At 34.7% G+C, this 21156-nt stretch carries 23 protein-coding genes; 2 read left to right on the forward strand and 21 right to left on the reverse strand.

Features of this window, described 5'->3' with window-relative positions; genetic code table 11:
* Nucleotides 1-55: 55 nt before the first annotated feature.
* Nucleotides 56-571: a hypothetical protein gene (locus COB47_RS06450; RefSeq protein ID WP_013290570.1), complete on the forward strand. Its 516-nt coding sequence runs from the start codon at nt 56-58 to the stop codon at nt 569-571.
* Nucleotides 572-579: 8 nt separating this feature from the next.
* On the opposite strand, the gene COB47_RS06455 is transcribed toward COB47_RS06450, so the two are convergent.
* The 21 genes from COB47_RS06455 to COB47_RS06555 all read right to left on the reverse strand — a co-directional run bounded on the left by COB47_RS06455 (nt 580) and on the right by COB47_RS06555 (nt 19641).
* Nucleotides 580-2202 (reverse strand): MBL fold metallo-hydrolase RNA specificity domain-containing protein, encoded by a 1623-nt coding sequence (locus COB47_RS06455; RefSeq protein ID WP_013290571.1) that lies wholly within the window; start codon nt 2200-2202, stop codon nt 580-582.
* Between the two features lie 16 nt (nt 2203-2218).
* Complete coding sequence (locus tag COB47_RS06460) at nt 2219-3289, reverse strand: DUF3048 domain-containing protein (RefSeq protein WP_013290572.1); 1071 nt, start codon at nt 3287-3289, stop codon at nt 2219-2221.
* 13 nt (nt 3290-3302) lie between these two features.
* Entirely contained in the window at nt 3303-4001 is a 699-nt protein-coding gene (locus tag COB47_RS06465) for a diacylglycerol kinase (protein ID WP_013290573.1), read from the reverse strand.
* The gene (gene ybeY, locus COB47_RS06470; RefSeq protein ID WP_408605200.1) at nt 3998-4414 is read right to left on the reverse strand and encodes an rRNA maturation RNase YbeY; all 417 of its coding nucleotides are present in this window, start codon (nt 4412-4414) and stop codon (nt 3998-4000) included. Before ybeY ends, COB47_RS06465 begins: the two co-directional genes overlap by 4 nt.
* 28 nt (nt 4415-4442) lie before the next feature.
* Nucleotides 4443-5954, reverse strand: a complete 1512-nt coding sequence (locus COB47_RS06475; protein ID WP_013290575.1) for an HD family phosphohydrolase — start codon at nt 5952-5954, stop codon at nt 4443-4445.
* Between the two features lie 2 nt (nt 5955-5956).
* Nucleotides 5957-6934: a PhoH family protein gene (locus tag COB47_RS06480; RefSeq protein WP_013290576.1), complete on the reverse strand. Its 978-nt coding sequence runs from the start codon at nt 6932-6934 to the stop codon at nt 5957-5959.
* A 22-nt stretch (nt 6935-6956) separates the two neighbouring features.
* Nucleotides 6957-8102 (reverse strand): sporulation protein YqfD, encoded by a 1146-nt coding sequence (locus COB47_RS06485; protein ID WP_013290577.1) that lies wholly within the window; start codon nt 8100-8102, stop codon nt 6957-6959.
* Nucleotides 8103-8109: 7 nt separating this feature from the next.
* Nucleotides 8110-8406: a sporulation protein YqfC gene (gene yqfC / locus COB47_RS06490; RefSeq protein WP_041742467.1), complete on the reverse strand. Its 297-nt coding sequence runs from the start codon at nt 8404-8406 to the stop codon at nt 8110-8112.
* Nucleotides 8407-8545: 139 nt separating this feature from the next.
* Nucleotides 8546-8986 (reverse strand): GatB/YqeY domain-containing protein, encoded by a 441-nt coding sequence (locus COB47_RS06495; RefSeq protein ID WP_013290579.1) that lies wholly within the window; start codon nt 8984-8986, stop codon nt 8546-8548.
* 19 nt (nt 8987-9005) lie between these two features.
* Nucleotides 9006-9182 (reverse strand): 30S ribosomal protein S21, encoded by a 177-nt coding sequence (rpsU, locus tag COB47_RS06500; protein WP_011917352.1) that lies wholly within the window; start codon nt 9180-9182, stop codon nt 9006-9008.
* 98 nt (nt 9183-9280) lie between these two features.
* Nucleotides 9281-9700 (reverse strand): acyl-CoA thioesterase, encoded by a 420-nt coding sequence (locus COB47_RS06505; protein WP_013290580.1) that lies wholly within the window; start codon nt 9698-9700, stop codon nt 9281-9283.
* Between the two features lie 28 nt (nt 9701-9728).
* Nucleotides 9729-11480: a pyruvate kinase gene (pyk, locus tag COB47_RS06510; protein WP_013290581.1), complete on the reverse strand. Its 1752-nt coding sequence runs from the start codon at nt 11478-11480 to the stop codon at nt 9729-9731.
* Nucleotides 11481-11501: 21 nt separating this feature from the next.
* A complete protein-coding gene (pfkA, locus tag COB47_RS06515; protein ID WP_013290582.1) occupies nt 11502-12470 on the reverse strand; it encodes a 6-phosphofructokinase in 969 nt (322 codons plus the stop codon).
* A gap of 24 nt (nt 12471-12494) precedes the next feature.
* Complete coding sequence (locus tag COB47_RS06520) at nt 12495-12686, reverse strand: hypothetical protein (RefSeq protein ID WP_013290583.1); 192 nt, start codon at nt 12684-12686, stop codon at nt 12495-12497.
* A 19-nt stretch (nt 12687-12705) separates the two neighbouring features.
* The gene (mtrB, locus tag COB47_RS06525; protein ID WP_013290584.1) at nt 12706-12954 is read right to left on the reverse strand and encodes a trp RNA-binding attenuation protein MtrB; all 249 of its coding nucleotides are present in this window, start codon (nt 12952-12954) and stop codon (nt 12706-12708) included.
* Between the two features lie 47 nt (nt 12955-13001).
* A complete protein-coding gene (locus COB47_RS06530) occupies nt 13002-16424 on the reverse strand; it encodes a DNA polymerase III subunit alpha (RefSeq protein WP_013290585.1) in 3423 nt (1140 codons plus the stop codon).
* A gap of 31 nt (nt 16425-16455) precedes the next feature.
* Nucleotides 16456-17526: an HD-GYP domain-containing protein gene (locus COB47_RS06535; RefSeq protein WP_013290586.1), complete on the reverse strand. Its 1071-nt coding sequence runs from the start codon at nt 17524-17526 to the stop codon at nt 16456-16458.
* Nucleotides 17507-18106, reverse strand: a complete 600-nt coding sequence (locus COB47_RS06540; protein WP_013290587.1) for a 5-formyltetrahydrofolate cyclo-ligase — start codon at nt 18104-18106, stop codon at nt 17507-17509. Before COB47_RS06540 ends, COB47_RS06535 begins: the two co-directional genes overlap by 20 nt.
* Before the next feature lie 105 nt (nt 18107-18211).
* The gene (rpmF, locus tag COB47_RS06545) at nt 18212-18388 is read right to left on the reverse strand and encodes a 50S ribosomal protein L32 (RefSeq protein WP_013290588.1); all 177 of its coding nucleotides are present in this window, start codon (nt 18386-18388) and stop codon (nt 18212-18214) included.
* 6 nt (nt 18389-18394) lie between these two features.
* Entirely contained in the window at nt 18395-18916 is a 522-nt protein-coding gene (locus COB47_RS06550) for a YceD family protein (protein WP_013290589.1), read from the reverse strand.
* A gap of 65 nt (nt 18917-18981) precedes the next feature.
* Nucleotides 18982-19641 (reverse strand): helix-hairpin-helix domain-containing protein, encoded by a 660-nt coding sequence (locus tag COB47_RS06555; RefSeq protein ID WP_013290590.1) that lies wholly within the window; start codon nt 19639-19641, stop codon nt 18982-18984.
* Between the two features lie 148 nt (nt 19642-19789).
* On the opposite strand from COB47_RS06555, the gene COB47_RS06560 reads away from it, so the two are divergent.
* A complete protein-coding gene (locus COB47_RS06560) occupies nt 19790-21145 on the forward strand; it encodes a D-alanyl-D-alanine carboxypeptidase family protein (protein ID WP_013290591.1) in 1356 nt (451 codons plus the stop codon).
* Nucleotides 21146-21156: the final 11 nt, after the last annotated feature.

A 21156-nucleotide genomic window follows, 5' to 3' on the forward strand; every position in this document is an offset into this window, starting at 1 on the left:
TTTTTAAATATAATGATAATATACCAACCCTTATCGTTTTTGAGTAGGTAAAAAGATGAAAAGAAAGCTTGTTAGCATAATTTTTACTTTGATAGTGGTTTATATAATCTTGAGCATACTTATCATCAAAAACTCAGAAAATTATATATATGTCTACCACGAACCTTCGAATTTATCTGTCCACTACGGTGAGTCGCAATATTCATCAATAGTACAAAACCTAAAAGTAAGTCTTGAAAAAGTGACAAAAGAAAAATTTTTCATCACATACTCACAAGTTACCGGAAATCAAAGTTATTTTGGTTTAACACTTATCATTGACAACTTAGAGAAAAAGAAGATTGATAAGACTGCATTTGAATATATTTATATTGAAGATACAACCACAAACCAAAAATATTATCCAATCCCTTATTTTGAAATAGAAAACTTTCCCCAAGATCAACCTCTTTTATATAAAGCAAAACTCTATGCTAAATTTCAGCCTTTACCATATGATACTATTTCAATAAATATCTACTTTAAATTTGCAGGAAGATTGTTTATCCTCCAGAATGTCGATATAAGATAAATACCTTTTTAGTAGTCGTTCAAAGCCAGATTGAGGAGATATCTCAACTCTTCTAAATTTGAATTTAGAGCAAGTAGCCTTTCTGAAGAAATAGCAGAGTGTTTTATACCTTCTTTCAATCTGTTAAGTTCATATTCAATATCCTCAATCTGAGCAAGTATTGAAAGATTGATAAAGGAAGGAAGTTCTGAGAACAACCTTTCTTTGGACAAAACATATTCAGGTCCAATTTCATACATCTCGCCGCGCGCAGGAACAATTACATCTGCTCCGAACCTGTTTTTTAGTTCTTCTGCAAACTCAAGTTGTACCTCTTTTTCACCGTGGACCACAAAAATCTTCTTTGGTTTTTCGCTCATGTGTTCAATCCACGAAAAAAGGCCACCTTTATCTGCATGCCCTGAATAAGCCTCGATATACTCTATCTTGGCTTTTACTTCCACTTCTTCACCAAATATCTTTACCTTTTTCTGCCCATCCAAAAGTTTTCTTCCAAGCGTGTTTGGTGCCTGATATCCAACAAAAAGTACAGTGTTTTTCTCATTCCACAAATTATGTTTAAGATGGTGCTTTATTCTTCCTGCCTCACACATTCCACTCGAAGAAATTATTATACAGCTCTTGTCGTACTCATTTAACCACTTTGATTCGTCAACAGACTTTATAAACCTCAAATTAGGTGGTTCAAGAGGATATATACCATTCTTTATGAACATAGCTGCTTCTGTATCAAAATACTCTATATGTTTTTTATAGATAGCAGTCGCAGAAGTTGCAAGTGGACTGTCAACAAAAATTTCTACATCTCTTATAACTTTGGCTTTTTCGGAATGGGTCACAATCTCTTTTGCAATTTCATATAATATCTCTTGTGTTCTACCTACAGCAAACGAAGGGATTATAACCTTTCCTCCATTTGATATGGTAGTGCAAATTATGTCTATAAGCTTTTTAGATTTGTTTTCAACATCCACATGAAATCTATTGCCATATGTGCTTTCAATAAACAGATAATCACAACCATCTATAATGGTGGGATCTCTTAAAATAGGAACATTTTTATTTCCTAAATCACCAGAAAAAACAAGCTTATATTCTTTACCATCTTCTATTATATAGAGCTCAATTATCGCCGAACCAAGCATGTGTCCTGCATCTTTAAATACAAAACTCAAATTTTTGTTTATTTGAACTTTTTGATCATATTTTACACCTCTAAAGTGCTTGAGAACATTTTCTGCATCTTCTAAAGTATAAAGCGGCTTTAATTGTTCTTTCCCTTCTCTTTTTCTCTTTCTATTTTTCCATTCAATCTCGCTTTCCTGAATATGAGCACTGTCGGGCAGCATAATATTACACAGGTCCACTGTTGCATCTGTTGTGTATATTACTCCTCTAAAACCATCCTTGTAGAGTTTTGGAATTCTTCCACTATGGTCAATATGGGCATGAGAAAGAATAACAAACTCAATTTCTGACGGATTAAAAGGAAATGCTTCATAGTTGAGCAGTTCTTCAGTTAAACCTCCTTGAAACATACCACAATCTATCAGAAATTTTACCCCTTCAAATTCAAAAAGATAACATGAACCTGTTACGCTCTGGGCCCCACCTATAAATGTTATCTTCAAATTCTCTTCTCTCCTCTCATTCAATCTTAACCTTACCGTATTGCGGTACAATCTCAAACCATGTATTTCCTTTTAAAAGTTTAATTTCTTGACCATTTTCATCTTTTAATGTAAATGAATTTTCCATATCAAATTCATAAGTGATTGGAATTGTTTTTCCCATCTGTAGAACATACCCTTTTCCTTTTGAAAAATCCACTTCTTGTCTACCTTTGTCATCATTTTTTATTGTGCCATAATGAGCAAATAATATTACTACGTTTTTAGCAGTCAACTGAACTCCTGTCTCTTTGTCAAGATGAGGTTTTTCTTTGATAAATCTTTTGTAAACTTTTTTCTGAGCATCGTATTCATAAGTAATATAATACCATCCTGAAAAAGTAATCTTTACCTTCGAATTTTCTGAATCCCATTTATTAATAACATTATCTGTTAAAGGATATGTTTTGTAAGTCTTTTGCATCATGTAACCTTTTTTATCGAAAAAAGTTATAAGTTTTTCCATCGATGAATAAAGATTATGTGGCGCTTTTCTATCTGAGGTTCTGTAGAAAATTCCGCCACCTGTGTATATGGCATCAATATGAGGTATAAAATTTTGTTTAAAAAGCCTGTAAGCTTGTGGACTACCACCACAATGTACAAAGTAAGCTTTGAGCGACTTTGCTATTTGCATAAAATACGGTCTTGCACTCCTTATAGGTCCCACTTTTTTAGGATATGTATGATGGTATATTGCCATAATTCGTGTGGCTCCACCTTCAATCAAAGCTTCATAAAGGTATTCAGCTTGATTTAATGAAGATTGAGGAATTGCTCCTGGTTCATTATTAATCATAACTGCTATTACTTGATGTTCCTCTTTTTGGTAAATGGCCTCTCCGGTGAATTTGCAAAGATAGTCAAATTGTTCAGTTTGAGCATTTTTCTCCTTTTCTTTTTTGTCTGCTTGCAAAGTTTTATCTGCTTTTGAGATATTAACTTTTTGACTATTTTTTTTACCACACGCTGATAAAGAAAAAAGTAGTATTCCAACTATTATAAGCGTTAAAATCTTTTTTAAACAAGGCCTTTTCTGGCATTTCATAAAGGTCCCTCTTTCACTTTATTTTGAATATTAAAAGCGTTACAAGAATTCCAATAAGTGCACCTACAATTGTTTCCCAAACTGTGTGAATCTTTGCTTCTATCCTACTCTCAAGTACCAATAAAGCCATAAAAACAGCAAGTGACACTATAATGAGGTTGTTTGTGAGCATTAAAATAGCAGTTGCCGCAGCAAAAGCTAAAGCAGTATGACCACTTGGCATTCCACCTTGCATGAATTTCGTTCTATTTGTTACAGCTTTTACAACTATTATCACCATTGCAACAATTATAAGGGATAAGAACACTACATGAAAAGAAATACCCCTAATGTGCTTAAGGGTTATTTCTATAGGAAGCTTCATTCTATCATAAAAAAGGAAATATCCTATAGCCAAGGACATCAGTGCAGATACCAAAACAGCTCCCGCTGCTACGTCCTTTGCAATTTTTGCTTTCGGCTCAAATTCTTTTGCTACAAGGTCCACGGTATTTTCTATTGCTGTATTTATAAGTTCTGTTGCTATAACCAACCCGATGCAGATCAACACCAATATTGTCTCAATTTTGTTAAGTTTAAAGACAATTGTCAAAAAAAGAATTGCAAAAGCTATTATAAAATGAATCTTCATGTTTCTTTGGGTTTTAAATGCAATTATTATGCCGTTTATTGCATTGTCAAAGCTCTCCAGCAAGGTTCTTCTTTTGTTCATCTTGTCAACCCCATACTATCTAAAATCTGTTCTTCATATTTTCTCATTACTTTTCTATCATCTTCTTCTATGTGGTCAAAACCTAAAAGATGCAAAACAGAATGCACAGTTAAATATGCAACTTCTCTTTCCAATGAGTGACCAAATTCTTTCGCCTGCTGCAGTGCCTTTTCGATAGAAATTACAATATCGCCAAGAGGAATCTCATCCTCCACAACTACTATATCTTCCTGCAATTGACCATTTTTGAATTCAAATATAGGAAATGATAGTACATCTGTCTCTTTGTTGACATTTCTATAATTTCTATTTAGCTCCTTTATGAAGTTGTTGTCAACTATGAGCACGCTGACTTCAAAGTTCTCTTCTTGCAAGAAAATCTTAAGGGTATTTGCAACCGAATCCTCAATTATCTTTGAGATGTGTTCATCAACATCAACCTTATCCTGCTGATTTTGAATGAATATTTTCACTTCTTACCATCACCTCATCTGCTTTGTTTGAAGAGTCTTCAAAGATATTATAACTAACCCTCTTGTGAAAAACACCAGTTAAAACTTTAATAAAACTTTCAGATATAATTTCCAGTTCTCTAAAGGTCAAATCACTGCTATTTAGCTGCCCATCCAGAAGCTTTTCTTGTATGACATTTCTTATGGTAGCCTCAATTAGTTGAGGTGTTGGAGAAGAAAGAGCCCTAACAGCTGCTTCAACAGAGTCAGCCAGCATCACAATTGCAGCTTCTTTATTTTGAGGAATAGGTCCATCATGCCTAAATTTTTCTTCGCTCACTTGTTGATTTTGGTTGAGTGCCTTTCCATAAAAAAACGCTACTTTAGTAGTCCCATGATGTTGTTTTATAATGTCAAGAACCTGCCTCGGCAGCCTATATTCTTTTCCAATCTCTACACCATCTTTTGTATGCGAAATTATTATAAGAGCTGAGAGGGTAGGAGTTATTTTGTTATGGGGGTCTTCTTCAATAATCTGGTTTTCTTTAAAATAAAAAGGCCTTTTTAGTTTTCCTATGTCGTGATAATAAGCACCTATGCGGGCAAGGAGGTAATTGCCACCAACCGCCTCACAAGCAATCTCAGCTAAATTACCCACTATTAAACTGTGATGATAAGTTCCTGGTGCTTCAAGTAAAAGTCTTTTCAACAGCGGATGGTTAGGATTAGATAGTTCCATAAGTCTAATCGGTGTTGTAAAATCAAATAAGTATTCCCACAAAGGTAAAGTTCCATATGCAATAACAAAAGAGAGTGCTGTTCCGATAAAAGAGTTTACTGAAGTGTTCAACACCTCAGTGTCGTTTATTTTAAATACCAATTCGGCTGATAAAACAAAAAGTGAGGACATTAAGCTCGCCAAAAATCCGTGAGATATAAATTGCAATCTGTTATGAATACTGTGTGATACAATTGCACACAAACTTCCTGCTACAAAAAGATAAAGAGCGAAACTGAGATTATCTGTCCCCACAATTAGCAGTGATACTATTGAGAGTACCATATTAAAAATAATTGAAACCCTAACGTCAATCAAAAGAGAAATCAAAATAACCCCTACAAACACTGGTAAAGCAAATGTTGGTATGGGAAGAAGAAATTTTATTAATAGCAGATTTAAAACTATAATAGCACTTGCTGCTGCCATATCCCTGCAGCTGTCTATAAATTTTCTTTCAAAAAGATAAAAGTACACTCCCATTATGAGAGAAAGTATTAAAATCAATAAAATAGCTGCTGACAAATCGCTTGCTGTTTTAAAATTAGAGTATTTGCCCTCAAAATTAAAAGACCGAAAAACTTTATCTAAAATTATGGGCGTTTCTCTTTTCTTTGACAGTGCTATAAGGAGCAATGAGGTTACAAAAAACGAGCAGAAAAGAACAAATCGGTACAAATATATTCTCTTTCTTTCTTGCCATCGTCCAAAGTTTTTAAACATATCTATACCTTTTGTTTCTCCTTTCGTTTTTCTTCGTACCTGTTGTAAGCATTTATAATTTTCTGAACCAGCTGATGACGAACAACATCCTGATATGTTAAAAATACAAATTCTATTCCTTCAATATCCCTGAGTATCTTTGTTACTTGAACAAGACCTGATTCTACACCACTTGGCAAATCAATTTGAGTAATATCACCAGTCACCACTGCTTTTGAACCAAAACCAAGCCTTGTTAAAAACATCTTCATCTGCTCTGAAGTTGTATTTTGGGCTTCGTCCAGGATGATAAAAGCATCATCTAATGTTCTTCCTCGCATGTACGCAAGTGGTGCAACTTCAATTACTCCTCTTTCCATATATCTTTGATACGTTTCTGTGCCGATTAGGTCGTGCAGCGCATCATAAATTGGCCTTAAATAAGGGTCCACTTTTGTTTGCAAATCTCCCGGCAAAAAACCTAATTTTTCTCCTGCCTCAACAGCTGGTCTTGTGAGAATAATCTTGCTTACCTCCTTCTTTTTAAGGTAGTGAACAGCCATTGCCATAGCCAAATAAGTCTTTCCGGTACCAGCAGGTCCAATGCCAAAAACAATAGTGTTGTTCATAATTGCACTTATATATCGTTTTTGTCCAAGGGTTTTAGGTTTTACCTGTTTGCCTCTATGAGTTATAAAGATAACATCGTTTTCTAAGCTTCTTATCTCTTCATCTTCTAAGGTCTCCACTATATAACGGATAGTATGCTCGTCAATATCTAACTTCTTCCTTTCCATGTCATGTAATATTTTTATTGTTTTTTCAGCCTTATTTATATTTTCTGGACTGCTGCCTATAATTTTTATGCTGTTGTCTCTAAAAACAATATTTACGTTCAAAAGTTCTTCTAATGTTTTCACTTTAGAATCAAACTCTCCAAAGATATTCCAAAATTCTTGAGTATCTTCAATATTTACAGTTGAAACAAGTCTTTCCTCCAAATATTTCTGACCTCCTACGATTTTATTTTTTTATAGCAATCTCCTCCAAGCATTCGTAATCTCTTTTGCATTCAATCAGTCTTATCTCATTTTTTTCTTTTTTGACTTTAATATATGTTCGTATTGACAAAACATTCAATATTTTCTTGCTTTTTGTAATGGCTGCAAACTTCACATCACACTCTTTCTGAGCCTTCTCTTTTATCTGTTCTAATGTAGGAACAAATTTTTTTAATTTATATCTTTTGATTTCAAATATTTCCACCTTAATGGGCAAAGGAGAAAGTTTATACTCTTTTATTTTAATTTTATCACAATTCTCGTTTTTAGTAACCACATTTTTGAGTTTAATTTCACGGTCTCCTAACACTATATACGGAAGTGTAGTTTTTGAAATGTACTCTTTCTGATATAAAGGAATGGAAAAAGCTGTAGAAACATTGTAAAATGTAATTGCTTCAATCTGAGCGTTGGCATCCTCATAATATTCAATTCCATCTTTAGAAGTTACTTTATTGTCTACAAGAAGCTGACCAAAAACCACCGTGTCACCTTCTTTAACAAGTAAGTTTCCTGATTTTAGTACTATTCTTTTAATAATTCCACTACTTGCTGCGAATATCCTTCCTTTCTTGTTCTCAATTTGCACTGTTTCTCTCTCTACGTATTCCACAAACAGACGAGCACCTTCCCTTTTCACCTTCACCCACATCAAATCGTTCAAATCAGCAAGAAGTTTGGTTTCAAGCTTTTTCTCGTCAATTTTATTTTTCAGCATAAAAGGCTTTACATCATACTGGTAAAGTTTTTCTTTTATCTTTTTATTTAACAATACGTCTGTGGATCCATGATTTATAAAAACTATGTCAAAAATAAATTGATTAAAAATTATCAAAAAAAGTATACATAGTACAACTGTTATCATTTTACATAGCGTTATCTGTTTTAAATAAAAATATATTCCCTTTTTCTCTACAATACTTACCTTGCATTTTGTCCTCTTTGCTATCTTTGTTACTTTTCTAAAATATCTAGTCGAAATGCTTATAATAACAGAGTTGTCTTGCTTAGAGTGTAGTTTCAACAAAATTTTGTTGAAAATGAGTATGTTTAGAAATTTGCTAAGATTTTCTCCATCTACTTTTAAAATGAGTTTGCCACTGCACATTCTTTAATCACTTCTCCTTGCCTGCTTCCAGAAAATATTTAAGTGATCTTACCTCTCCTCTTACAACAATTGTTTCATTGTCCATCCTCTCAATTACAAGTTTATGCCCCTCAATTAAAAGAGGAGAAACCTTTGTGTTTATCTTAACAAAAGTATCCTCATACCCAATAACTCCTTTATGGTTTTCAACAACAATTTCATAATCGCCTATAATAGTAATCCTTGGCTGGTCTGTTATCACTTCTGGTGGAAGCTGAGACAACAAAGCAAGCTGTTTTAGATCTTTCTTCGACCTCTTTAGCATAAAGGCTTTATCACAAAAATTAGGGTTCACATCTATTTTATTTTTCTTGAAATTTTTTTATAACTTATCCAAAACAAAAAAGTGACCCTCTCATTTATTTTCAGAAGGTCACTTTCTATCTTTAATTATTCTATTCCCTTTACAAATATTTTTTAACAATCTCACTTACAACTTTTCCTTCTGCCCTTCCACTCACCTTTTTTATAACCTCTTGCATAACCTTACCCATATCTTTCATTCCATTAGGTTTTATAATTTCTATAGTTTCCTTTACAAGCTGCTCTATTTCTTCTTCGCTGAGCATGGGTGGAAGGTAAGAAGTCAAAATCTCAATCTCTCTATTTAACTCATCAATCAAATCCTGTCTGCCACTTTTTATATATTCAGGTAAACTGTCTTTTCTCTTCTTAATCTCCTTCGCAATGACACTCAGCACACCATTGTCGTCAAGAACCACCTTGTTGTCCTTTTCAAACTGCAATATAGCAGCTCTCACCATACCAACAACATTTTTTCTGACAACATCCTTTTCTTTCATAGCAGTTTTATAATCTTCAAGGAGCTTATCTTTGAGACTCAACAAAAACGCCTCCTACTCCTTATCTGCGCTTTCTCCTACGTGCAGCTTCTGATTTTTTCTTTCTTCTAACGCTTGGACTTTCATAGTGCTCTCTTTTTCTGAGCTCAGCTAAAACCCCAGCTTCTGCACATTTCTTTTTAAATCTTCTGAGGGCACTATCGAGTGATTCGTTCTCACCTACTCTTACTTCTGACATCAATTTCCCTCCCCTCAAACCAGGCTCAAAAACACTATCTCAGGATTATGGTATTATTATAACTCACTTATTTAAGATATGTCAAACAGTTTTAAATATTACAATTTGTCTTCCACCCACAGCTTTTCAAAATTCAAAAACAAATCCCTGTTTTTTTTCTGCAGATTTATTGGTTTAAAATTTTTATCTACAAAGGCATGTTCTGTAAAACCTGTTGCACACAAAACTCCATCTTTTTTAACTTCATAGTAAAATTTTATTCTCGTAGGTGTTAAATTATTAACCCTTGCACTCACCGTTATTCTGTCTTCGTAAAAGCAAGCTCTCTTAAAATCGCAAGAACAGCTTATAAGTGGCAGATACACTCCAAATTCTTTTTCAATCTGAGAATAAGAAATTCCCACCTTTTTTATAAGCTCTGTACGAGCTGCTTCAAACCACACAAAATAATTTGAGTGATGTGCAATACCCATTCTGTCTGTTTCAACATATCTGACTGTTATTTCTATTTCTGCCATTATTTATTACCCCTAACGTCTTTTATTCTTATACCTTCTGTTCTCCACTAAATACAATGCCTTTTTGAGTATCAATTGTAACCACAATCCCTGTTTTTAATATCTCTAATGCATTTTTAGCATCTGTAATTACAGGGATATCAAGTGCAGCACCTACAATTACAGCATGAGAGTTCTGTCCACCTTCTTCTGTGATAATTCCAGATGCTCTTTTCATATATGGTATAAACTCGTTATTTGTTTGATTTGTAACAATAATATCTCCATCTTCAAAATTCAGCTTTAAATCATTAATGGTTTTTACAACACAGACCCTGCTTGTTACCTTTCCACTTCCCCAGCCACGTCCTTCAACCAGAACATGTCCTACAACATGAACTTTAAGTATATTTGTTGTTCCACTCACACCAACAGGAACTCCGGCAGTGATAACAACTAAATCTCCATTTTTTACAATCTTGGATTTCACAGCTATCTCAACAGCATGGTCAAATATATCATCGGTTGAACTCTTGTACTCTGCCAGAAATGGATATACACCCCATGACAAATTCAACTGTCTTCTTACCTTCTCACAAGGTGTGGTTGCAATAATCGGACAAGCAGGTCTGAATTTTGACACCATTCTTGCAGTGTTACCTGACTTTGTCACTGTTATAATAGCCTTTGCGCCAAGGTCATGTGCGGTTGTACAAGTTGCGTGCGAAATAGCATTTGTCACATTAACAGGCATATCAAATACCTGAGATTGAAATCTCTTGATATAATCAATCTGATTTTCTACTCTCTCGGCAATCTTTGCCATTGTAGCAACACTTTCAACGGGGTACTTGCCCATTGCCGTCTCGCCAGAGAGCATTATTGCAGAAGTGCCATCAAATATGGCATTGGCAATATCGCTAACCTCTGCCCTGGTAGGTCTTGGATTTCGTATCATAGATTCAAGCATCTGGGTTGCTGTTATGACAGGCTTTCCTGCTTTGTAACACTTCTCAATCAGCATCTTTTGAACAAGGGGAACTTCCTCAAAAGGAAGTTCTACCCCTAAATCTCCTCTTGCAACCATAATCCCATCTGCAACCCTTATTATTTCGTCGCAGTTGGCAACACCTTCTTGAGTTTCTATCTTGGCAACTATTAAAACATCTTTTCCACCATTTTTGTTCAGAAACTCTCTGATTTCAACAACGTCACTTGCCTTTCTTATAAATGAGGCTGCAATAAAATCTACATCGTTTTCTATTCCAAACAGAATATCCTCTTTATCCTTCTGGGTAAGTGCAGGAAGTCTTATGGGTATACCCGGTACATTTACCCCTTTCTGGTTGGTTAAAACTCCTCCATTTTTTACCTTGCAGATTATATTCTTTTCTGTCTTGTCCTCAACAATAAGCTCAATAAGTCCATCATCTATCAGGATTTTATCACCTGGTTTTACATCCTCAATAAGTTCTTTATAAGTTATACTCACAATCTCTTCATTTCCCAAGATTTCTTCTGTAGTCAGCACAAATTTCTGGCCCTCTTTTAGTTCTACTTTGCCATCCTTAAAAAAGCCTATTCTTATCTCTGGACCCTTGGTATCAAGCAAAATGGGAATAGGCTTGTCAAGTTCTTCTCTTATTTTTTTTACCATGTCAATCTTTTTCTTATGCTCTTCATGAGTACCATGAGAAAAATTTAATCTCACAACATCCATTCCATTTTCAACAAGCTTTCTTATTATCTCCTCTGAGTCGCTCGCTGGACCCAATGTACAAATTATTTTTGTTTTTCTCAAACTCAAACCCTCCAAAAAAAGTTATAAAGAAAGGATAGTAGCTAAGTTGTACATGTATTCATCAATTGACTTTTGCATAGAAAGTGCTTCGTCAATATCATAATCAACAATCTTACCATCCTTCATTGCAATTATCCTATTCTGCTTCCCTTCTTTAATCACCTCAACAGCTTTTGCCCCCATCAAACTCGCAACAACTCTGTCATATGCAGTTGGTGAACCACCTCTCTGGATATATCCAAGGATGGTCGCTCTTGTCTCTATTCCCGTTGCTTCTTCAATCTCTTTTGCAAGCTCTGTTGCTCCACCGATTCCTTCAGCTAATATAATCAAGTTGTGGAGCTTTCCTTTGTTTTTGCCATCAATTATTCTTCTGATTATCTCATCCTTATCAAGACCTTTTTCAGGAATTACTATTGACTCTGCTCCTCCTGCAATCCCACTGTAAAGTGCTATATATCCAGCATGACGCCCCATTACTTCAAGGATACTAACTCTTTCATGGGAGGTTGCTGTATCTCTTATCTTGTTAATTGCATCCTGTACAGTATTCAATGCTGTGTCAAACCCTATGGTGTAATCTGTACATGCAATATCATTGTCGATGGTTCCAGGAATTCCAACAACATTTATGCCAAATTTACTCAGGTCTCTTGCACCCCTGAAAGACCCGTCTCCGCCAATTACAACAAGAGCATCAATCTTGAATATCTTGCACATTGAAGCAGCTTTTTTGAGCCCATTTTCTGTCATAAACTCAGGAGACCTTGCAGTCAAAAGTATTGTTCCACCGCGTTGGATTATATCTGAAACAGACCTCAGGTTCATCTCAAAAATGTCGCCTTCAATAAGACCATTATACCCGCGTCTTATGCCCATCACTCTAAATCCATAGTATATACCCGTTCTTACAACAGCACGTATAGCAGCGTTCATTCCTGGTGCGTCTCCACCACTTGTCAAAACACCAATAGTTCTCACTTCTGGCATACTTTGTACTCCTTTCTTTTGAGTTTAAAATCCTTTTTCGATTATTATATTGTGTGCTTCATTGACGTCTGTTTCTGGCACTATTATTTCAAAATAACCTTCTTTGCCTTCCTGAGAAATAGATTTGACCTTTGCAAGAATCCCTACCTTCTCAAGCTCCTCTTTGATTCTGTTGGCAATCTCACTATTGGAGGTTATATAAACCACTTCCCACATAAAAACACCTTCTACACTATCATTTATTCTGGGACTCTGAAACAATAAGCCCAAACTTTGTATAGATCTCTGCCTTACCTCTTACCTTAATTGCCGACGTAACTTCAGTAAATTGAGCAAGTAAAACTTCACCACTGTCAAGTTTTTCTGTGTGATGAAGTTTTGTGTCCTTGCCTCTTGTAAGCCCTATTACATTTACTCCATTTTCAAGTGCCTTGACTACTATATAGTCACCATTTTTGTATTCGTATACATTTTCATTTTCCATATTTCATCTCACCTCTTTTCAAATATTATAACAAAACAGTCTAAAAATCAAGAATCTATATCTTCTATCCAAACATTTTCCTCGCCAAACCATTCTTTGAGTTGTTCAATCACCGTAGGATTTATTTCTATACACAAACTTGACTTGGAAATTAGCCTTTTTTGATTATAATAAAGAACTATTTTAGACTTTCCTGCAAAGAATTTTAAAAACGCTAAGAATTTCTTTGACTTTAATATTGTATCATCACTTACCCTTATTGCAATGGCTTTTTCTCTGCTGTTTTGAGTTTCTTCAGGTCTATCGCTGCCAAGCCTATCTACTTTTTTAGCAATAACCTTTACCCCCTCGTCCTCTCTGAAAGTTGCCTTTGCCTCAATTAATACAATCATATCTTCTTTTATTAGATGAGAATACTTTTCATAAACGCTTGGAAAAAACAATATCTCAACCGAATCTGTTAAATCTTCTAACTTTGCAAATGCCATTGTCTGGTTGCTCTTTGTAAGTTTTACTTTTACCTCTTTTAATATCCCGCACACAAGTATTTGCTCAAACTTGTATTCATCTTCTTCAGACATAGTAGATATCTCAGAAAGAGGAGTTACATTGTATCTTGAAATTTCCTCTGTGTACCTTTCAAGTGGATGACTGCTTATATATATTCCAATAGTATCCTTTTCCATTTTCATAAGCTCCTGAGCAGTTGGTTGTGGTAAGCTTTTGTACTCAAAACTTTCATTTTCGTTGCCGGATATCTCAAAAAAACTAAACTGATTTGCATTCTTCTTTTTAGCTTGTTTTAGCACAAGAATATCTTCCACTGAAGCTAAAAGCGAATTTCTGTTGATTCTTGTAAAGTCAAATGCACCCGAGCGTATTAAATTTTCAATAATTCTTTTGTTTACAGTATTTGTGTCAACTCTCATTATAAAATCATACAAATCCTTAAATTCACCTTTTTCCTCTCTCTCTTTTAAGATGTGGGCAATTACGTTCTCTCCCAAGCTTTTTATAGCTCTTAGTCCAAATCTTATACTATTTCCTTCGATTGTAAAGTCATAACTACTTTTGTTTATATCAGGCGGCAAAATAGTTATTCCAAATTTCCTGCACTCTTCAATATACATTCCAACCTTCTCATTCGAGTTCATAACACTTGTAATTAAACTTGTCATAAACTCTATGGTATAATACTTTTTTAAATATGCAGTCTGATATGCTAATATAGCATATGCAGCAGCATGTGATTTGTTAAATGCATAACTTGCAAAATCTTCTATAATAGCAAAAATCCTTTCAGCTGTTTCTTTTTTCACTCCATTTGCCACTGCTCCTTCAATAAACCTATCCTTTTCTTCCATCAAAATGTCGGCTTTTTTCTTGGCCATTGCTCTTCTCACAAGGTCAGCTCTTCCAAGCGAATATCCAGCAAGTGTTCTGAAAATCTGCATAACTTGTTCTTGATACACAATACATCCATAGGTGACATTTAAAATTGGTTCAAGGCTGGGATGGAGGTATTCAATTTTTTCTCTGTTATTTTTGTTCTGGATATAAACTGGAATCTGGTCCATTGGTCCAGGTCTGAATAGGGATATTCCTGCAATAATATCCTCCAAGTTTTCTGGTTTGAGTTCTTTCATAAACTGTTTCATGCCACTGCTTTCAAGTTGGAACACACCATTCGTGTTTCCTTCTGATATAAATTCATAAACATTTTTGTCATTATAGTCTATCCTGTCTAAATCAATCTCAATACCTCTATTTTTTTTCACAAGCTCCAACGTATTTTGAATGACAGTGAGTGTTCTCAAACCAAGAAAATCCATCTTCAAAAGCCCTAGTTCTTCTAAAGTTGTCATTGGAAATTGAGTGACAATAGCATCATCAGTCCTTGCCAACGGCACCAAATCTGTAATTGGAGAGTTTGAAATCACAACACCGGCAGCATGAACAGATGCATGTCTTGGCATACCTTCAAGATTTCTTGCTGTATCAATTATTTTTCTTACCGTATCATTTCGTTCATAAATCCTTTTAAGCTCATGGTTTATCTCAAGTGCCTTGTCAATGGTCATCCCAGGAGAAAACGGAATCATCTTCGCAATTTCGTCCACCTGAGAATATGGAATTCCCAGAACCCTTCCAACATCTCTGATTGAAGCTCTTGCAGCCATTGTCCCAAAGGTTATTATCTGACTTACTCTATCCTCTCCATATTTGCGAGTGACATAGTCAATCACTTCTTGTCTTCTTTGATAACAAAAGTCAATATCTATGTCAGGCATAGAGACTCTTTCTGGATTTAAAAATCTCTCAAAAAGAAGGTCATACTTTATTGGGTCAACATTTGTAATACCCAGACAGTATGCAACAACACTCCCAGCTGCAGAACCTCTTCCAGGACCTACCATTATGTTGTTTTGTTTAGCATAGTTTATAAAGTCCTGAACTATCAAAAAATATTCGACAAATCCCATATCTTTTATCACTTGAAGCTCCATCATAAGCCTGTCATATGCAGTTTTGTTATTTTTTGAATATCTTTTCTTGAATCCTTCTAAAGCCAACTCTTTAAGGTATTCAAAAGAATCATTTTTGCCTTCTGGCAGTTGAAATTTCGGAAGGTTAATCTTACCAAACTCAAACTCAACGTTGCATTTTTCAGCAATCTCCAATGTATTTTTTAGTGCTTCTGGAATGTAACCAAAAAGTTGGTGCATCTCTTCAGATGATTTGAGATAGAATTCATCGGTTGGAAATTCCATTCTGTCAGAATCGTTTATAGTCTTTCCTGTTTGAATACAAAGCAAGATATCATGAAGGTTTCTATCTTCTTTCTTCAAATAATGAACATCATTTGTTGCCACAAGCGGAATTTGATATTTTTTTGATAGTCTCATAAGTTCATTATTTACAAATCTTTGCTCGTCAATGTAATGATATTGAAGTTCAAAGTAAAAGTTTTCTCCAAACACCTCTTTATAAAAACTAATTGCATCATACAGTTTTTCCTTTTGCTCTCTCAAAATCAGCTTGGGAATCTCCCCCGCAAGACAACTTGTAAGTGCCACAAGCCCTTTTGAATACTTGCTTAAGACTTCTCTGTCAACCCTTGGTTTATAGTAAAATCCTTCAACAAATCCAATTGAAACTATCTTGGAAAGATTTCTGTAACCATCATTGTCAATAGCAAGAAGGACAAGATGGTGGATATCATTATCGATATTTGGTTCTTTATCAAAGCGAGTCCGTGGAGCTAAATATACCTCACATCCAATTATAGGTTTGATACCATTTTCCTTGGCAGCTTTATAAAAATCTATAACACCATACATTGCTCCATGGTCAGTTATTGCCACAGCATTCATATTTAGCTCTTTTACTCTTTCAAAAAGCCTATCAATCCTACAAGCGCCGTCCAACAAACTATATTCGGTATGAAGGTGAAGATGAACAAAACTCATTTCTCTTTTGCACCTTTCTTCTTTCCTGGTTTTATATCTCTAAATCATCTAACACATCAACAATATAATAGTGGAAATTCAAAGCCAAATCTATATCCTTGCGAAATGCAAGCCTTTTACCTTCACTATCATAAAAAATTCTAACAATTGGTCTGGATGGAAACTTAGGATTGTTGTGCACAACTATTCCTTTTTCTCGAGTATTGAGCACAACAGGTGTTCCTATCTGAAAAAGAGAAATAAATGTGACAAACTTGGAAACGATATAACTATCAAAATGTGTTGAACATGAATTTAGCAGATATTCTATTGCCATGTGAGGTTTTAATCGCTTTCTAAATTCTCTGTCACTAACTAAAGCGTCAAACACATCTGCCACAGCTACAATTTTAGCCATTTGCGGGATTTCATCTCTGGTTTTGCCAAACGGATAACCACTGCCATCTAATCTTTCGTGATGGAAAAGTGCAATCTCTGCAACATTCTGTTCAAATTTGTACTCAGAGCTCAAGATATCATATCCAACAATTGTGTGCATCTTTATCATCTCATATTCCTTTTCCTGAAGAGGTCCTCTCTTGCTCAAAATATTTTTGGGAATTTTTATCTTACCAATATCATGAAGTAAAGTGCCCATACCAAGTACCATGAGTTTATCAAAATCATATCCCAGTTTTATCCCAATCAGAATTGAGAGCACTGTTGTGTTGAGTGAATGAAAAAGTGTATAGTTCCCAACTGTACGTATATCACATAGGTTTAAAATAATCTCTTTTTGGTTTAAAAGAGAAGAAATTATTTTGCTAACAAGCTCCTTAATTTCCGGAGTAACTTCTTGAGTATTTATATATTTTGATGAAAAAACATCATTTACAATCTCAAATGCTTCTTCTTTTATCTCTTTGGTTATAACATCCTCTATGTAAATCTCGGTATTGTCATCTACAATGTAAATGTCATAAACTCCAAATTCTTTTAACCTTTTTATAACACCATTTGTGAGTTTCTGACCACTTGCAATCAAAACCTTTCCATCCTCACTGTATATGTCCCGTGCAAGCACCATACCCTCTTTTGCATTTTTAAGTAGTATCCTTCTCATCATATTCTCCCCTATATGAATTTTTTTGTAACAAGACAAGCCTGTCAGTCACAATCACATCAAGCTTTACATCATGCTCCTCTGCTCTGATTTTTTTTACCTTTTGAAAATGGTAAGCAACCCCAACCTTTACACAATGTTGAGCTGCCTTTTTCAAAAACCTATCGTAGTAACCCTTGCCAAACCCCACCCTGTTTAAATCCTTGTCAAACGCAACAATGGGTACAATACAGACATCTATTTGTGATGGAGGTATCTGCTGTGTGCTTGACGGTTCTAAGATACCAAGCTTATTTCTGTGAAGTTTATTTTCTCCTTTATACTCACACGCCACCATTTCTGCACTATTTACAACTTTGGGTACATACACCTTTTTATTTTTTTTGAGAAGATATTCCATAATTCTTTTGGTATCAACTTCATATGGAAGGCTCATGTAAATGAAGATGGTTTGAAACTCAAAGGTTGAAAGAAGTTTTTTTAGGTTTCTGTATACCAATATATCAAGATATAACTTTTTCCTTGGTTCAACTAATTTTCGCCTGATTCCTATAACCTTTCTTATTTTTCGTTTGACCAGTTTTTATCACCCTTTTCTATTAATTTATCACTTTTTTATTACAATTGAAATACCTTTTATGTACTCAAAGTAAAATAGCCCTGAAAATAAATCAGGGCTATTTTGTTAGTCTTGGTTTACAACTTTTCTATTTCTATAATATCCACAATTTGGACATACTCTGTGAGGAAGTTTCATCTCATGACACTGTGGACACTCTACAAGATTTGGAATTTCCAATTTCCAATTTGCTCTATGTTTATGTGTTCTTTGTTTTGACCATCTTCTTTTTGGTTGTGCCATTTCCTTTCACACCTCCTTTTTCTCATCTGTATCCAATTGATTGATAAGAGTTTTTAAAATGCTCAGTCTCGGGTCAATATCATCTTTTTCACATGAACATGAACTCACATTTAGGTTTGTCCCACACACCGGACAAAGCCCCTTGCAGTCTTCTCTGCACAAGTACTTCATTGGCAAATACAAAACAATTGTTGCAACAATGCTATCATCAAATTCAATGACATCATCTTCAAACTTAATTACTTCATCATCTGTAGTATCTTCTCTATTGGAGTACTCTTCATAAAAAGGAACGTCAACTTCAACATAAGCATCATCTGTACATCTGTAACATATAGTTTTTAGTTTTGTTTTAACATTGCCACTGACCTCAATTAAATTTCCCTTCTTTGTAGCTACTCCATAAAAATAGACAGGTTCAACAAAAAATAAAATATCACCTCTAAATTCGAGCTTTTCCCAAGATTCACAAAATTCAAACTCTTCAGAGTCACCATTTGTTTTTAATTTTGATACATCTAATCTCATCTTTACAGTCACCTCGTATCATAACGGTTGTATTATAAACTTTTATTTGAGTTTTGTCAATTGATTTATTGCACTGTGATGAAATCCTTAATACTCTCGAATATCTTCTCCCCGATACCGTTCACGTTTTTTATCTCCTCAATACTTTTAAAAGGACCATGGTTTTGTCTATATTCTATTATCCTTTCAGCAAGTTTATCACCAATTCTATCAAGAGTTTTCAACTCCTCCTTTGTGGCAGTATTGATGTTTATTTTTCCTTCACCTGCAGACACAGTCTCTTGTGCTGTCCCATCTGTAGAAGAAGACAAACTGCTTTGCGACTGCACTTCGCCCATCTTTGGAATATAAATCTTTTGCCCATCAGAAATTTTCTCGGCAAGATTAATTGAATTCAGGTCACTTCCAGGCAAAGCTCCACCCGCCAAAATCAAGGCATCGTTTATTCTGCTGCCTGGCAAAAGCTCATAAACTCCTGGATTTTTTACGTTTCCGCACACATAGACAACATATTTTTGCTGAGAATCTTGGATATTTGTCTCAGCTGTCTTTCTACTCTCATTCTTCACAATGTCATTGTCGCCTTCTTGCGCCTCAATGGTAACCACTTCTCCGGTGCTTTTGTTCGAAAAACTATTGTGTGTAAAATACTGGTATATATTGAGCATAAGAAGTACAGCAATAATCACAATCATAACTTTTTCTTTTTTTGTAAATACAGACATTTTGTATCACCTTCTTTTTTGATTGTGGTACCTGACAGGATAATAAAAAGTTTTGCCAGAAGTCCAGCAATTGACATAAAAGCTGGTCATAATATATACTTATTTTATCACATGCACACAAAACTTTTAAAGGCGGTGACAGTATTTAATGTCTCAGTTTCTAAAAAAGGTAGTCTTATATCTAATTATCTCAGCACTTTTTTTTGCAATACTTTTTACATACCCCTTGTATACATACTCACAGCAAGAGTCCACAGACAAACTTGGCTTGAGCGCAAAGTCAGCCATTTTAGTGGAAGCACATACGGGGCAGATTTTATTTGAAAAAAACCCTAATCTAAGATGCTTTCCTGCAAGCACTACCAAGGTTCTCACAGCACTTGTTGCTATATCATATGAACATGATCTTAACAAGATATTTAAAGTTTCTTCAAAAGCCACAATGATTGAACCAGGAAGTAGCAGTTATTATTTGAATCCAGGTGAGACTATATCTTTCCAGGACCTTCTTTATGCAATGCTTTTGATATCTGCAAATGACGCAGCTAACGTGATTGCTGAAAATATAGCAGGTAGTATCCCCGAATTTGTAAAGAAAATGAATGAATATGCCAAAAGTATTGGAGCTAAAAATTCTCATTTTGTAAATCCAAATGGACTTCATTCGCCTGAACACTATACAACTGCTTATGATTTGAGCCTTATTGCAAGACAGGCTTATCAAAATGAAATGTTAAGAAAGATATTTTCTACAGTTGAATATAGAATAACAACTGCCTCAATGCATAAAAAACCTGAGTGGCAGATAATTTATAATATAAACAAGCTTTTGCGAAAAAACTCTAAATATTATTACCCATATGCAACAGGAATAAAAACAGGGTATACAGCCCAGGCAAAAAGATGCTTAATTGCCTCTGCTAAAAAAGACGACATAGAACTTATTGCTATTATTCTCTTTTCTGAAGATGCTTTTTCAGACGCAATTAAGCTATTTAATTACGGCTTTAACAACTTTAAAAGAGAGAAACTTTTTTCAGAGAATCAAATTGTCGGAAAGGTATTAATAGACGAAACAAACCATAAATGGCTGGATGGGTATCTCAAAATCCCCGTTTATGTTCTTCAAAATGTTTATTCTCCAGCAGAATCCAATTTTACTTATACTGTAGATTTTTCAAAAGACCTTAAAATTCCTATATATAAAGATACAGTAATTGGAAATGTATATATATACAGCAAAGGGCATCTTATAAACTCAATTCCTGTGTTATCATATGAGAGTTATGAGATACAGCCTGCAAAGAAAATTCTCCAGAATGTAAAAAAAGGGTTGATAAAGGGCACTAAAATAGTGATAGAACTTTTGATTGGAGCTATTTTACTTGTACTCCTTTTCACAATAATAACCATAATTAGATTCAAGCGCAGAAGAGCCCGACTTAAGCTCAGAGCAACAAAAACGATAGACTTTTCAAACTTGCACAACAGAAGATTAAAATAAAAGAGGGCATA

This window comes from Caldicellulosiruptor obsidiansis OB47 (assembly GCF_000145215.1).
Lineage (GTDB): Bacteria > Bacillota > Thermoanaerobacteria > Caldicellulosiruptorales > Caldicellulosiruptoraceae > Caldicellulosiruptor > Caldicellulosiruptor obsidiansis.

Coding starts and splice junctions, on each gene's coding strand:
- COB47_RS06450 (WP_013290570.1), top strand. CDS start 56: ATGAAAAGAAAGCTTGTTAGCATAATTTTTACTTTGATAGTGGTTTAT.
- COB47_RS06460 (WP_013290572.1), bottom strand. CDS start 3,289: ATGAAATGCCAGAAAAGGCCTTGTTTAAAAAAGATTTTAACGCTTATA.
- COB47_RS06465 (WP_013290573.1), bottom strand. CDS start 4,001: ATGAACAAAAGAAGAACCTTGCTGGAGAGCTTTGACAATGCAATAAAC.
- COB47_RS06475 (WP_013290575.1), bottom strand. CDS start 5,954: ATGTTTAAAAACTTTGGACGATGGCAAGAAAGAAAGAGAATATATTTG.
- COB47_RS06485 (WP_013290577.1), bottom strand. CDS start 8,102: ATGTGCAGTGGCAAACTCATTTTAAAAGTAGATGGAGAAAATCTTAGC.
- yqfC (WP_041742467.1), bottom strand. CDS start 8,406: ATGCTAAAGAGGTCGAAGAAAGATCTAAAACAGCTTGCTTTGTTGTCT.
- rpsU (WP_011917352.1), bottom strand. CDS start 9,182: ATGTCAGAAGTAAGAGTAGGTGAGAACGAATCACTCGATAGTGCCCTC.
- COB47_RS06505 (WP_013290580.1), bottom strand. CDS start 9,700: ATGGCAGAAATAGAAATAACAGTCAGATATGTTGAAACAGACAGAATG.
- pfkA (WP_013290582.1), bottom strand. CDS start 12,470: ATGCCAGAAGTGAGAACTATTGGTGTTTTGACAAGTGGTGGAGACGCA.
- COB47_RS06520 (WP_013290583.1), bottom strand. CDS start 12,686: ATGTGGGAAGTGGTTTATATAACCTCCAATAGTGAGATTGCCAACAGA.
- mtrB (WP_013290584.1), bottom strand. CDS start 12,954: ATGGAAAATGAAAATGTATACGAATACAAAAATGGTGACTATATAGTA.
- COB47_RS06530 (WP_013290585.1), bottom strand. CDS start 16,424: ATGAGTTTTGTTCATCTTCACCTTCATACCGAATATAGTTTGTTGGAC.
- COB47_RS06535 (WP_013290586.1), bottom strand. CDS start 17,526: ATGAGAAGGATACTACTTAAAAATGCAAAAGAGGGTATGGTGCTTGCA.
- rpmF (WP_013290588.1), bottom strand. CDS start 18,388: ATGGCACAACCAAAAAGAAGATGGTCAAAACAAAGAACACATAAACAT.
- COB47_RS06550 (WP_013290589.1), bottom strand. CDS start 18,916: ATGAGATTAGATGTATCAAAATTAAAAACAAATGGTGACTCTGAAGAG.
- COB47_RS06555 (WP_013290590.1), bottom strand. CDS start 19,641: ATGTCTGTATTTACAAAAAAAGAAAAAGTTATGATTGTGATTATTGCT.
- COB47_RS06560 (WP_013290591.1), top strand. CDS start 19,790: ATGTCTCAGTTTCTAAAAAAGGTAGTCTTATATCTAATTATCTCAGCA.